The organism is Salinarimonas chemoclinalis (genome assembly GCF_041514305.1).
Lineage (GTDB): Bacteria > Pseudomonadota > Alphaproteobacteria > Rhizobiales > Beijerinckiaceae > Salinarimonas > Salinarimonas chemoclinalis.
In genome coordinates, this window is record NZ_JBGMWH010000001.1 from 194090 (window position 1) to 207630 (window position 13541).

Annotated in this window: 12 protein-coding genes; 8 read left to right on the forward strand and 4 right to left on the reverse strand. The window is 69.9% G+C overall.

From position 1 onward, the window contains the following. Positions 1–63: 63 nt before the first annotated feature. Positions 64–789 carry a DnaJ domain-containing protein gene (locus AB9M23_RS00960; RefSeq protein WP_372421737.1) on the reverse strand — a complete coding sequence of 242 codons (726 nt, stop codon included), beginning with the start codon at positions 787–789 and terminating at the stop codon, positions 64–66. A 40-nt stretch (positions 790–829) separates the two neighbouring features. After that, on the reverse strand, positions 830–1627 hold the full coding sequence (locus tag AB9M23_RS00965) for a VWA domain-containing protein (RefSeq protein WP_372421739.1): 798 nt from the start codon (positions 1625–1627) through the stop codon (positions 830–832). Between the two features lie 239 nt (positions 1628–1866). Here AB9M23_RS00965 and AB9M23_RS00970 point away from each other — a divergent pair, with 239 nt between their 5' ends. The 8 genes from AB9M23_RS00970 (at position 1867) to AB9M23_RS01005 (ending at position 11708) form a co-directional block, all read left to right on the forward strand. Beyond that, on the forward strand, positions 1867–3750 hold the full coding sequence (locus tag AB9M23_RS00970; RefSeq protein WP_372421741.1) for an extracellular solute-binding protein: 1884 nt from the start codon (positions 1867–1869) through the stop codon (positions 3748–3750). Next, positions 3747–5669: an extracellular solute-binding protein gene (locus tag AB9M23_RS00975; RefSeq protein WP_372421743.1), complete on the forward strand. Its 1923-nt coding sequence runs from the start codon at positions 3747–3749 to the stop codon at positions 5667–5669. The genes AB9M23_RS00970 and AB9M23_RS00975 overlap by 4 nt, the downstream gene beginning before the upstream one ends. An 82-nt stretch (positions 5670–5751) precedes the next feature. Next, entirely contained in the window at positions 5752–6846 is a 1095-nt protein-coding gene (locus AB9M23_RS00980; RefSeq protein WP_372421745.1) for a microcin C ABC transporter permease YejB, read from the forward strand. Between the two features lies 1 nt (position 6847). Then, positions 6848–8014 carry an ABC transporter permease gene (locus AB9M23_RS00985; RefSeq protein ID WP_372421747.1) on the forward strand — a complete coding sequence of 389 codons (1167 nt, stop codon included), beginning with the start codon at positions 6848–6850 and terminating at the stop codon, positions 8012–8014. Between the two features lie 34 nt (positions 8015–8048). Beyond that, positions 8049–8270, forward strand: a complete 222-nt coding sequence (locus AB9M23_RS00990) for a hypothetical protein (protein WP_372421749.1) — start codon at positions 8049–8051, stop codon at positions 8268–8270. Then, complete coding sequence (locus AB9M23_RS00995; protein WP_372421751.1) at positions 8260–8745, forward strand: type II toxin-antitoxin system VapC family toxin; 486 nt, start codon at positions 8260–8262, stop codon at positions 8743–8745. The genes AB9M23_RS00990 and AB9M23_RS00995 overlap by 11 nt, the downstream gene beginning before the upstream one ends. Continuing rightward, the gene (locus tag AB9M23_RS01000; RefSeq protein WP_372421752.1) at positions 8742–10370 is read left to right on the forward strand and encodes an ABC transporter ATP-binding protein; all 1629 of its coding nucleotides are present in this window, start codon (positions 8742–8744) and stop codon (positions 10368–10370) included. Before AB9M23_RS00995 ends, AB9M23_RS01000 begins: the two co-directional genes overlap by 4 nt. A 93-nt stretch (positions 10371–10463) precedes the next feature. After that, positions 10464–11708 carry a phosphopentomutase gene (locus AB9M23_RS01005; protein WP_372421754.1) on the forward strand — a complete coding sequence of 415 codons (1245 nt, stop codon included), beginning with the start codon at positions 10464–10466 and terminating at the stop codon, positions 11706–11708. A gap of 94 nt (positions 11709–11802) precedes the next feature. Here AB9M23_RS01005 and AB9M23_RS01010 read toward each other — a convergent pair whose 3' ends face one another. Both AB9M23_RS01010 and fdh3B read right to left on the reverse strand, forming a co-directional pair. Next, on the reverse strand, positions 11803–12855 hold the full coding sequence (locus AB9M23_RS01010; protein WP_372421756.1) for a formate dehydrogenase subunit gamma: 1053 nt from the start codon (positions 12853–12855) through the stop codon (positions 11803–11805). A gap of 77 nt (positions 12856–12932) precedes the next feature. Continuing rightward, entirely contained in the window at positions 12933–13529 is a 597-nt protein-coding gene (gene fdh3B / locus AB9M23_RS01015) for a formate dehydrogenase FDH3 subunit beta (protein WP_372421758.1), read from the reverse strand. Positions 13530–13541: the final 12 nt, after the last annotated feature.

Here is a 13541-nt window from a genome sequence, read left to right on the forward strand (position 1 = left end):
CGTCCGCTCGCCGAAAGGACGTCTTCGCGTTCACCCGTCTTCAGGTTCATCGCGCGTGGAGTATCAGCGATGTCTGCTCAGAAGGACTTCCTTGGCCTCGTTCACCCGGGCCGCGAGATAGGTCGAGCCCCCCTGGTCGGGGTGGAGCTTCATCATCAGGCTCCGATGCGCGCGGCGAACGGCCTCGGCATCCGCCCCCGGCTCAAGCCCCAGGATCTGGTGGGCCTCCTCTTCCGTCATCGTTCCCGGCTTCGTCTCGCGAGCCGCCCCCGCGTCGGCGTCTCCCTGCGCGTGTTCACGCCATCCGGGAAACCGGCGGTCGAAATACGCCTGTAGCAGGCGCACGCCGTCCGGGTCCGAGGCCACGGCCTCGCGGTAGAGCGTCTGGAGCGCGGCCTCGTCGAGCCGCGAGAGGCGCTCTCCGGCGAGGGAGCCGGCGAGGACGGTGCCGTCCATGTCGCCGGTGTCGTGGGAGAGCTCCATCTCGACGAGCGCCGAGCGTACCCGCGACACCTGGCCGGACGACTTGCTCCCACCCCCGCCGCCGAGCCCCGGGATGCCGCGCGCCCAGGGCAGGCTCCAGCCGAGCAGCCAGGCGCCGAAGCCGCTGACGAGGATCGCCATCTCGAAGCGCCCGCGGGCCGCGAGGAGGAGCGACACGGCCATGAGCACGCCGCCGCCCACGCGCTTGACCAGGCGCGAGAGGTCCTTGGGGTTCGACCTGGCGAAGGCGCGCATCAGCCACCAGAAGGCGAGCACGGCGCCGAGCCCGTAAATGAGGTTGATCATCGCTGCGTCCCGCGGCCTCCGTCCTCGACGCCCCGTCTCGTCACGCTCCGCCTCCCGAGGCGCCTCCCGAAGGGCCTCCCGAAGGGCCTCCCGAAGGGCCTCCCATGTCGGCGAGGAGGCGGCGCGCCTGCGGCTCGCGGGCGGCGAGCCGCGCGAGGCCGTCGCGTCCGCCGCTCGCATAGGCCGCGGCCGCGCGCAAGAGGCCGGCCAGCGTGCCGGGCGCCGCCGCGTCGAAGCGCGCATAGGCCCCGCCGGTCAGCCGGGCGATCTCGCGGAAGGCGCGCTCGGCGCCCGGATCTCCGCCCTCCTGGAAGACGAATCCCTTGACGCCGAGGAGACCGAGCTCGCCGGCGCGGGCGCAGACCGCGTCGATCTCGTCTTCGAAGGCGTCCCCCACGTAGACGAAGGCGTCGACGCGGCCGGCCTCGCCCTCCTTGCGCACGTGCCCCAGCGCGCGGGCGATCTGCGTCTGGCCGCCGCGGACCTCGATGCCGCTCATCAGCCCGGTGAGCGCCTTGGGCTCGCCCACCCAGCGCGAGGCGCGGCACTCGCCGAAGCCGCGGAAATACAGGAGCTGCACGTCGAGCCCGCCGATCGCGGAGGCCGTCTCGAACATCTGCACCTGCAGGCCGCAGGCGAGGTCCCAGGTCGGCTGGCGGCTCATCGTGGCGTCGAGGGCGAAGACGAGCCGCCCGCGGCCCTCCCGCGGCGGCGCCGGCGCGAGGGCGCGGGCGTCGTCGAGGAAGGCGTCGATCGCGCCGGGGCGCGCGGCGGCGCCGGGGCGCGTCTCGCCGCGCCCGGTCACGGCTCCACCCTTCTTCGTCTCGCCGGTGCTCATGGCGTCCCTCCCCGTCGCGCCGCAGGCTGGATGCGGTCCAGCCCGAGATTTGGCGAGCGCGACCGCGGATGCAATCGCGGCGGCGGCCGCCGCGGGCGAGATCCGGGCGGAACGCGGGTCTCGCGCGGGCCGCGCCCCGCTCTCCCCGCGGGGTGCGACGATTTCGAGCACCATGCGAAACGGCGACGTCCCGAATGTGGACAGCATCCCATGCTCTCACCATACTCGCATCCACGCCCATGCCAGCCGTGAGGAATCGCTTGACGAGACGCCTCCTGACCGCCGCCGTTCTCGCGCTCGGCCTCTGCGCACCCCTCGCGCCGCAGGCCCAGACCTCCGACGGCAGCGCCGCCGACGCCGGCGCGTGGCGCCACGCCGCGACCCTCATCGGGGAGCCGAAATACGAACCCGGCTTCGCGCATTTCGACTACGTGAACCCGGACGCCCCGAAGGGCGGCCTCGCGCGGCTGGCCGCGATGGGCACGTTCGACAACTTCAACTTCATCCTGGCGGGCGTGCGCGGCACTCTCGGGGCCGGCCTCGGGCTCGTCTACGAGACCCTGATGACGCCCTCGATGGACGAGCCGCTGACCGACTACGGCCTGATCGCCGAGGCGATGCGCTTTCCCGAGGACTATTCGAGCGTCACCTTCCGGCTCGATCCGAACGCGCGCTGGCACGACGGCGTGCCGATCACGGTCGCGGACGTGATCTGGTCCTTCGAGACGCTGAAGGCGTCGAGCCCGATGATGAGGAGCTACTACGCCGACGTCGTCGGGGCGGAGGAGACCGCGGAGGGCGAGGTGACCTTCCGCTTCTCGACCGCCGGGAACAAGGAGCTGCCGAAGATCATGGGCCAGCTCCCGGTGCTGCCGGAGCACTGGTGGACCGATCCGTCCCGGTCCGCGGACCGCACCAGCCTCGAGCCGCCGCTCGGCTCGGGCCCCTACCGGCTCGCGGACTACAGCCCCGGGCGCAGCATCACCTACGAGCGCGTGCCGGACGCCTGGGCGGTCGATCATCCGACGAACGTCGGCAAGTACAACTTCGACACGATCCGCTACGAGTACTTCCGCGACGAGACGGTGATGCTCGAGGCGTTCAAGGGCGACGCGTACGACTTTCGCACCGAGGTCTCGGCGCGGGACTGGGCGCAGGGCTACGACTTCCCGGCGCGCGGGCGCGGCGCCGTCGTGCTCGAGACGTTCCCGATGCTCGCCTCGGGCCGCATGCAGGCCTTCGTGCCGAACCTGCGCCAGGAGCGCTTCCGCGACGAGCGGGTGCGCCGGGCGCTGAACTACGCCTTCGACTTCGAGGACATCAACCGCACGATCTTCTTCGGCGCCTACGAGCGCATCGATTCGTTCTTCGAGGGCACCGATCTGGCGTCCTCGGGCCTGCCGGAGGGGCGCGAGCTCGAGATCCTGGAGGAGTACCGCGGCCGCATCCCCGACGCCGTCTTCACCGAGGTCTGGACCAACCCCACGAGCGGCGACGCCACGGCGCGGCGCGACAACCTGCGCGAGGCCGATCGCCTGCTGCGCGAGGCCGGCTGGGTCGTCGAGGGCGGCCGGCGGGTGAATGCCGAGACGGGCGAGCCCCTCGACATCGAGCTCCTGCTCGACCTGCCCTCGCACGAGCGCTACGCGCTACCCTACGCGCAGGCGCTCGGGCGCCTCGGAATCCGGCTCGACGTGCGCATCGTCGACAGCGCGCAGTACCAGAACCGCCTGCGCGGCTTCGACTTCGACATCGTGACGCACCTTTGGGGGCAGTCGCTCTCGCCCGGCAACGAGCAGCGCGACATGTGGGGCTCGCGGGCCGCTGGCGTCGCGGGGTCGGACAACATCGCGGGGATCGAGAACCCGGTCATCGACGAGCTGATCGAGCGGCTGGTGCGGGCGCAGACGCGCGAGGAGCTCGTCGCCACGACGCGGGCGCTCGACCGCGTGCTCCTGCACAACGACTACGTCATTCCCCACTGGTATCTCGGGGAGCAGCGCACGGCGCGGTGGAACCGCTTCTCCCACCCGGAGACGATGCCGCGCTACGCGGGCGCGGCCTTCCCGACGGTGTGGTGGTACGACGCCGAGATGGCGCGCGAGACGAGGGCTGCTCGATGAGGCACGGTACGGCGCTGGGTGGCGGGATCACCCGCCGCGGGCTCTTCCAGGGCGTCGCGGCGGTCGCCGGGACGCTCGCGCTTCCCGGCGTCGCGGGTGCGGCGTGGGAGGCGGTGAGCGCGGTCGGGGAGGCCGAGGAGGACTTCGTCGAGCGCCACGGCATGTCGCTCTTCGGCGACCTCGCCATGCCGCCGGACTTCCCGCACTTTCCCTACGTGAACCCCGACGCGCCGAAGGGCGGCGAGGCGTCGGGTCTTGTCCCGACGCGAAGTTACAATCAGGGCGAGAACACGTTCGACACCTTGAACATCTACGTCGACCGCGGCATCGGCGCCACCGGCGTCGAATCGACCTTCGACAGCCTGATGGCCGGGTCGGGCGACGAGCCCACCGCGGTCTACGGCCTGCTCGCCCAGAGCGTCGCGCGTTCGCGCGACGGGCTCGCCTTCCGTTTCCGGCTGCGCCCGCAGGCGCGCTTCCACGACGGAACGCCCGTGACGGCGCAGGACGTCGCCTTCTCGATCACGACGTTGAAGGAGCAGGGCCACAACATCCTGCGGCTCGTCCTCGCCGAGATCGAGGGCGCCGAGGCACTGGAGGACCGTCTCGTCGAGGTGCGCTTCGCGCCGGGCCGCTCACGCAACATACCCTTCTTCGTCGCCGGGCTGCCCGTCTTCTCGCGCGCCTGGTTCGAGGGGCGCGACTTCCAGGCCTCGACCCTCGAGCCGATCCTCGGCTCGGGCCCCTACCGGATCGGCGACTTCCGGCAGGGCAGCTTCGTCACGATCGAGCGCGTGCCGGACTATTGGGGCGCGGACCTGCCTGTCAACCGTGGGGTGAACAACTTCGACCGGGTGACTTATCGTTACTACCGCGACCGCGACGTGGGCTTCCAGGGCTTCAGCGCCGGGGAGTACACGTTCCGCGTCGAGTCGACCTCGCGCATCTGGGCCAACGACTACGCCTTCCCGGCCGTGCGCGAGGGGCGCGTCGTCAAGGCGGAGGTGCCGCACGAGCGACCCGGCGGCGTCCAGGTTCTGAACTTCAACCTGCGGCGCGCCAAGTTCGCCGATCCGCGCATCCGCGAGGCCCTGATGCAGGCCTTCGACTTCGAGTCGATCAACCGCGACATCATGTACTCGTTCTACGAGAGGCAGGATTCCTACTTCAAGTTCAGCCCGTCCGAGGCGAAGGGCCTGCCGACGCCCGAGGAGCTCGCGCTGCTCGAGCCCTGGCGCGACTCGCTCCCGCCCGAGGTGTTCGGCGAGCCGGTCGTGCCGCCGGTGTCCGACGGCTCGGGCCGCGACCGGGAGCAGCTGCGCCGCGCCGGCGCGCTGCTGGCAGAGGCGGGCTGCACGCGGCGGGGGACCGATCTCCTGCTGCCGACGGGCGAGCCGTTCGGCATCGAGTTCATGATCGGCACCGCGCTCTTCCAGCCGCACTTCCAGCGCTACGTCTCGACGCTGCGCCTGCTCGGGATCGCGGGCGCGATCGTCCTGCCGGAGGCCGCGCAGTACCAGCGACGGCTGCTCGACTTCGACTTCGATGCCGTCGTCTCGGCCTTCACCGGCGGGCTCTATCCGAGCGAGAGCCTCCTGTCACTGTACGGCTCGCAGGCGGCCGACCAGCCCGGTAGCCGCAACTACGCGGGGATCGCGCATCCTGCGATCGATGCGCTCATCGCCATCGGCGCGCGGGCGCAGAACCCCGAGGACGCGAGCGCCGCGGGGCGCGCCCTCGACCGCATCCTGCGCGCGGGGCGCTACACCATGCCGATGTGGTACAATCCCGTCGACTGGATCGCCTACTGGGACGAGTTCGGTCGGCCCGAGCGCCCGCCGCGCTACGCGCAGGCCGGCTTCGGCACCTGGTGGTTCGACCCGGAGCGGGCGGCGCGCGCGAACCGGCGGCGTGGATGACGGCGGATCGGCGCGCCTTTCGCCGCCGGCGTGCCTGACGTAACGTCGTGCTCCGGCGCGACCCTTCCAGTGAACGGATCAGATGCTCGCCTACATCCTGAGACGCCTGCTCCTGATGATCCCGACCCTGTTCGGGATCATGCTCATCTCGTTCGTCATCATCCAGTTCGCCCCCGGCGGGCCCGTGGAGCGCATCATCGCGCAGATCCAGGGAACCGACGTCGGTGCGACCGCGCGCTTCTCCGGCGGGGGCGGCGACACGATGGGCGGCGGCGCCGGGGCCGATACGACCTCCACCTATCGCGGCGCGCAGGGGCTCGACCCGCAGTTCATCGCCGAGCTCGAGGCGCAGTTCGGCTTCGACAAGCCGGCGCACGAGCGCTTCGGCTTGATGATCTGGAACTACATCCGCTTCGACTTCGGTGAGAGCTATTTCCGCGACGTGACGGTAATCGACCTGATCGTCGAGAAGCTGCCGGTCTCGATCACGCTCGGGCTGTGGATGACGATCCTGTCCTACGCGATCTCGATCCCGCTCGGGATCAAGAAGGCGGTGCGGGACGGCACGCCCTTCGACTGGTGGACCTCGGCGATCGTCATCGTCGGCTACGCGATTCCCGGCTTCCTGTTCGCGATTCTGCTGATCGTGCTCTTCGCCGGCGGCTCGTTCTGGCAGATCTTCCCGCTGAGGGGGCTCACCTCCGACAACTGGAGCGAACTCTCCCTCGTCGGCAAGGTGCTCGACTACCTCTGGCACATCGCCCTGCCGATCACGGCCATGGCGCTCGGCGCGTTCGCCACCGCGACCTTGCTCACCAAGAACTCGTTCCTCGACGAGATCCGCAAGCAGTACGTGATGACCGCGCGCATGAAGGGGCTCTCGGAGCGGCAGGTGCTGTACGGCCACGTCTTCCGCAACGCGATGCTGATCGTCATCGCCGGCTTCCCCGGCGCCTTCATCGGCGCCTTCTTCGCCGGCTCGCTCCTGATCGAGACGATCTTCTCGCTCGACGGGCTCGGCCTCCTGTCCTTCGAGGCGATCGTCAACCGCGACTACCCGGTCGTGTTCGCGACGCTCTACATCTTCTCGCTCCTGGGCCTCGTGGTGAACCTGATCTCGGACCTGACCTACGTCTGGATCGACCCGCGCATCGACTTCGAGACGCGGGAGGTGTGAGATGAACGTCGCCGTCGATCTCAGGAAGCCGCTCGAAGGGGAACGCCTCGCCCCGCCCGTGACCAGCAAGGGGCTGTTCAACCTCACGCCCATCAACCGGCGACGCCTCGAGAATTTCCAGGCGAACAAGCGCGGGCTGTGGTCGTTCTGGATCTTCATGGTCCTGTTCGTCGTCACGCTGTTCGCCGAGTTCATCGCCAACGACAAGCCGATCCTCGCCATGTACAAGGGCGAGCTGCTCTACCCCATCCTCGTCGACTACCCGGAGGAGAAGTTCGGCGGCTTCCTCGCGGTCGCCGACTATCGGGACCCGTTCATCGCCGAGGAGATCGAGGCGAACGGCTGGATGGTTTGGCCGCCGATCCGGTTCCACTACACGACGCACAATCTCAACCTGCCCGTCCCCGCACCGGCCCCGCCGACCTGGATGCTCGACGACGCGCAATGCGCCCAGGCCGTCGAGCGCATCGGCGTCGAGACCTGCGACGAGCTGGAGACCAACTGGCTCGGGACCGACGACCAGGGCCGGGACGTGCTGGCGCGGCTGATCTACGGCTTTCGCATCTCGGTCCTGTTCGGGCTCATCCTCGCAATAGCCTCCTCCGTCATCGGCGTGATGGCGGGCGCGGTGCAGGGCTATTTCGGAGGCTGGGTGGACTTGGTCTTCCAGCGCGTCATCGAGATCTGGACGGCCATCCCGTCGCTCTACCTCCTGATCATCATCGCCTCGGTGATCACCCCGACGTTCTGGGTGCTGCTGTTCATCCTGCTCCTGTTCTCGTGGGTCTCCCTGGTGGGCGTCGTGCGCGCGGAGTTCCTGCGCGCGCGAAACTTCGAATACGTCCGCGCCGCGCGCGCCCTCGGCGTCTCGGACGCCAGGATCATGTGGAAGCACGTGCTGCCCAACGCCATGGTGGCGACGCTCACCTTCCTGCCCTTCATCCTCAACGGCTCGATCACGACGCTCACCTCCCTCGACTTCCTCGGCTTCGGCCTGCCGCCGGGCTCGCCCTCGCTCGGCGAGCTCCTCGCCCAGGGCAAGGCGAACCTGCAGGCGCCCTGGCTCGGCCTCACCGGCTTCTTCGTCATCGCCTTGATGCTCTCGCTGCTGATCTTCGTCGGCGAGGCGGTGCGCGACGCCTTCGACCCGAGGAAGACGTTCACGTGAGGCCGGTGTAGGGTGGCGCTTGGAGGAGCGAGAGATGAACAAGGTCGTGAAACAGCATATTCCAGTCGCCGAACTCCCGCAGCACCTGCGCGAGGGGCTCGATCCCGACGCGCTCGTGACTCTCGAACTCACCGTGGAGCCCCGCCCCACGCTGAAGGACATTCTGGCTCGGCGGCAGAACAATTACGCCTCTTCCGACGAGATCGATGAGCATGTGCGGTCCCTGCGTGCCGAATGGTCCGGCCGTGAGCTTTGATCGACGGCGCCTCTACGTCGACACGAACGTCTTCATCGAGCTGATCGCGCGAGAAGGCGAGACCTCGGATGCGCTGGGTCGTCTGTTCGACGCAGTCGAAGCGAAGCGGCTCTCGGCCTGCACGAGCGAATTGACCCTCGCGGAGATCCTGGTTCGTCCAAAGCGCGAAGGTGATGTCGCACTCTCGAGAACCTACCTCGATCTTCTGGTCTTCTCACGGCTGGTGGAGCTTCTACCGGTCGACCGCGCCGTTCTGATGGAGACGGCCGACTATCGAGCCGCCGCAAAGCAGGAGGCTGTCGCTGCGCCGGATCGCCGAAATTTTCTTCCGGACGCAATTCATGTCGTCACCGCCATTCGCGCCGGCTGCGGAACCTTCCTCGCGCGGGATGGCCGCATCCGGCTGCCGGTCGGCATCGACGGATTGCGACCTGACCCACCGGCGCTCGCATCATTCCTGACCGAGACACCATGACCACCACCCCCCTCCTCTCCGTGCGCGACCTCTCCGTCGCCTTCACCCAGGCCGGGCGCACCACGCTCGCGGTCGACCGCGTCTCCTTCGACATCGCCGAGGGCGAGACGGTGGCGCTCGTCGGCGAGTCCGGGTCGGGCAAGTCGGTGACCGCGCTGTCGATCCTCAAGCTGCTGCAATACCCCACGGCCTCGCATCCCTCGGGCGAGATCCTGTTCAAGGGGAAGGACCTGCTCGCCGCCTCCGAAATGGACATCATGAAGGTGCGCGGGGCGGACATCACCATGGTGTTCCAGGAGCCGATGACGTCGCTCAACCCGCTGCACGTCATCTCGCGGCAGATCGGCGAGATCCTGCGGATCCACCGGCAGCTGTCCGAGAAGGACGCCCGCGCCCGGACGCTGGAGCTGCTCGAGCGGGTGGGCATCCGCGAAGCCGCGTCCCGTCTCGACGCCTATCCGCACCAGCTCTCCGGCGGACAGCGCCAGCGCGTGATGATCGCCATGGCGCTCGCCAACGACCCCGACCTCCTCGTCGCCGACGAGCCGACCACCGCGCTCGACGTCACCGTCCAGGCGCAGATCCTGACGCTGCTCGCCGAGCTCAAGCGCGACCTCGGCATGGCGATGCTGTTCATCACCCACGATCTCGGCATCGTGCGCAAGGTGGCGGATCGGGTCTGCGTCATGCTCCAGGGGAAGATCGTCGAGCACGGCCCGGTGGCCGAGGTCTTCGACGACCCGCAGCACGAGTACACCCGCCGACTGCTGGCCGCCGAGCCGAGGGGGCGGCCCGACCCGGTGCCGGCCGACGCCGAGACGCTGGTTGAGGCCGGGCCGATCAAGGTGCATTTCCCGATCAAGCGCGGCTTCCTCGGCCGCACGGTGGGGCACGTCAAGGCCGTCGACGGGGTCAGCGTTCGTGTGCGTGCCGGCGAGACCGTGGGCGTGGTGGGCGAATCCGGCTCCGGCAAGACCACGCTCGGCCTCGCCATGCTGCGGCTGATCTCCTCGGAGGGGCCCGTCGTCTTCCTGGGCGACCGGCTCGACGGGCTGAAGTCCAATCGCGTGCGCCCCTACCGCAAGGACATGCAGATCGTCTTCCAGGACCCCTACGGCTCGCTCTCGCCGCGCCTCTCGGTGGCGCAGATCGTCGAGGAGGGGCTCCTCGTCATGAACAGCCGGCTGTCGCTGGAGGAGCGTCGCGAGATCGTCGCCCGCGCGCTCGTCGACGTCGGCCTCGACCCGGCGGCGATGGACCGCTATCCGCACGAGTTCTCCGGCGGCCAGCGCCAGCGCATCGCCATCGCCCGCGCCATGGCGCTCGAGCCCCGCTTCGTCGTGCTCGACGAGCCGACCTCGGCGCTCGACATGTCGGTGCAGTCGCAGATCGTCGATCTGCTGCGCGATCTGCAGAAGAAGCGCAAGCTCGCCTACATGTTCATCTCCCACGACCTCAAGGTGGTCCGCGCGCTCGCCAACCACGTCGTCGTCATGCAGAACGGCGTCGTGGTGGAGGAGGGGCCCGCCGACCGCGTCTTCGACGCCCCGGAGACCGCCTACACGCGCGCGCTCTTCGCCGCCGCCTTCGCGCTGGAGGCGCGGCCGGACGTCGTGCGGGAGTGAGGCGGGTTCCTCGCCCTGCACGAGAGGGCGTTCGACGCGCACGACGAGACGCCGCCGGCCGCGTCGGCCTCCCATGAAGAAGGAAACGCCAGGATGCCCCGCGCGCTCGTCATCGTCCTCGATTCCGTCGGCATCGGCGGCGCGCTGGACGCGCACGCCTACGGCGACGAGACTTCGGATGCCGGCTCGGACACGCTCGGCCACATCGTCGTCGCCTGCCGGGACGGGCGGGGCGATCGCGCGGGCCTGCGCGAGGGGCGGCTGCGCGTCCCCAATCTCGCCCGGCTGGGCATCGGCCTCGCGCACGCCGCCTCCACCCGGCTGGCCGATTCGCTGCCGGATCTCGCACCGCCGCCCGGAGGGCCGGCGGGCGCCTTCGGCTACGCGGTGGAGACCTCCGCCGGCAAGGACACCCCGTCGGGGCACTACGAGATCATGGGCTGCCCGGTGCCCTTCGCCTGGGGCACCTTCCCGCGCACCGAGCCGACCTTCCCGACGGCGCTCACCGATGCCCTGATCGCGCGGGCGGGGCTGCCGGGCATCCTGGGCGACAAGCATGCGAACGGCATGGCGATCATCGAGGAACATGCCGCCGAGCACATCCGCACCGGCGCGCCGATCTGCTACACGTCCGCGGATTCGGTCTTCCAGATCGCCGCGCACGAGGCGCATTTCGGGCTCGAGCGGCTCTACGACACCTGCGCGATCGCCCGGGAGCTGTGCACCCCCTACAAGGTCGGGCGCGTCATCGCCCGGCCTTTCGTCGGCACGCCTGAGAGCGGCTGGACGCGCACCGGCAACCGCAAGGACTACGCCCTGCCGCCGCCGGCGGACACGCTCCTCGACGTGCTCGCGCGGGCAGGGCGTGCCGTCGTCTCGGTCGGCAAGATCGGCGACATCTTCGCCCACCGCGCCACGGGCGAGGAGGTGAAGGGCCACGGCAACGCGGCGAATCTCGACGCGGCGCTCGCCGCCCTCGCGCGTCTGCCCGACGGCGGGCTCGTCTTCGCCAACCTCGTCGACTTCGACCAGGAGTTCGGCCATCGCCGCGACGTGCCCGGCTACGCCGCCTGCCTCGAGGCCTTCGACGCGCGCGTTCCGGAGATCGAGGCGGCGCTCGCGCCCGGCGATCTCGTGGTGCTCACCGCCGACCACGGCAACGATCCGACCTGGACCGGCTCGGACCACACCCGAGAGCACGTGCCCGTGCTGGCCTTCGGGCCGGGGATCGCGCCCCGCGAGCTCGGCCGGCGGGAGAGCTTCGCCGACATCGGCGCCGCCGTGGCGCGCCGGCTCGGCGTTCCCGGGACCGGCGCGGGCACGCCGTTCGCGCTCTGACCCGCGGGCCCGATCCCGAGCATGCGAAGGCCCGCCGCGGTCCCCCGCGCCGGGCCTTCTCGTCTCGACCGCGGCCCGCGGGGCCGCGGATGCGTCATTCGGCCGGCTGCGGGGCCGGGTGCGCGCCGGGCGTTCCCGGGGAGGCGCCGCCCTGCGCACGGCGCGCCTCTTCCGCCCAGAGCGAATGGTGCTCGCGCGCCCAGTTGTAGTCCACCTCGCCGGAGCCCATGGCGTCGAAGGCGCCCTGCATGCCCACCGAGCCGATGTAGATGTGCCCGACCATGATCGCGACGAGAACCGCCGCCACGATGCCGTGGATGATCTGGACGAGCTGCCAATCGGCGTAACCGCCTGCGAGGTAGGGGAAGAGCAGCAGCACGCCGGTGACGGAGAGCGCCGCGCCGCCGATGATGACGGACCAGAAGATGCCCTTCTGGCCGGCATTGAACTTCTTCGCGTCCGGGTGCACGCCCTTCTTCAGGAGCCCGCCGCCGGCCTTGAGCCAGGCGACGTCCGTGCGATCGGGGATGTTGTCCTTGATCCACACGGCGAGCATGAAGACGAGGCCGGCCATGAAGGGCCAGGCGAGGTAGTTGTGCGCGTACTTGCCGATCTGCGTGGCCGTGGCGAAGGCTTCCGCGCCGAACAGCGGCATGAGCACGAAGCGGCCGAGCACGAGGTTGAGCCCCGTCAGCGCGAGGATGAGGAACGAGCCGGCGGTGAGCCAGTGCACGAAGCGCTCGAAGGCGTTGAACCGCAGGATCTTCATGCCGGAAAGGCCGGAATCGATCGTGATCTTCCCGCGCACGGCGTAGAAGGCCAGGACGATCGCGACCATGCCGAGCAGCGCCACCGTGGTGATCCAGAACATCGCCCCCTGGTGGAAGGCGCGCCAGTCCTGGCCGCCGGGCTTGATCAGGCCCGTCGCCTTCTGGTCGGGGATCGACACGCGCCCGGCGATCTCGCCGCCGGGCCGGAGCGCCTGGAGCAGCTGCTCCTCGGTGACGGCCGAGGCGGTGGGATTGACGGACTGGGCCTGCGCCAGCGCGTCGCTCGGCAGGAGCACGACGGCGAGGCCGAGGAGCGCGAATGCGGCGAGCGCGGTGCGGGCGCCCTTCGCGATGGAGGTGAGGCTCGCGCGGAGCATGGGACGTTCCTTCCCTAACCTGTGAAAACGAGGCGGTCCGGCGGCGGGGCGCGCCCCGCCGCACGTCGAGCCGCGCCTCAGATCGCGACCGTCTCCTTGTAGGCCGTCTGCCAGCCCCAGGCGCCCGAGCCGTAGCCGCGCGTGACCACGCGCTCGCGGTAGATCTCGGCGATGATCTCGCCGTCACCGGCGAGCAGCGCCTTGGTCGAGCACATCTCCGCGCAGATCGGCAGCTTGCCCTCGGCGAGACGGTTGGCGCCGTACTTCTCGTACTCCGCCATGGTGATGTCGGCCTCGGGGCCGCCCGCGCAGTAGGTGCACTTGTCCATCTTGCCGCGCGAGCCGAAATTGCCGACACGCGGGTATTGCGGCGCGCCGAACGGGCAGGCGTAGAAGCAGTAGCCGCAGCCGATGCACAGGTCCTTCGAGTGCAACACGACGGCGTCGACCGTCGTGTAGAAGCAGTCGACCGGGCACACGGCGGCGCAGGGCGCGTCCGTGCAGTGCATGCAGGCCATCGAGATCGAGCGCTCGCCGGGCAGGCCGTCGTTGATCGTGACGACGCGCCGGCGGTTGATGCCCCACGGCACCTCGTGCTCGTTCTTGCAGGCGGTGACGCAGGCGTTGCACTCGATGCACCGGTCCGCGTCGCAGAGGAACTTCATCCGAGCCATTGTCGCTATCCC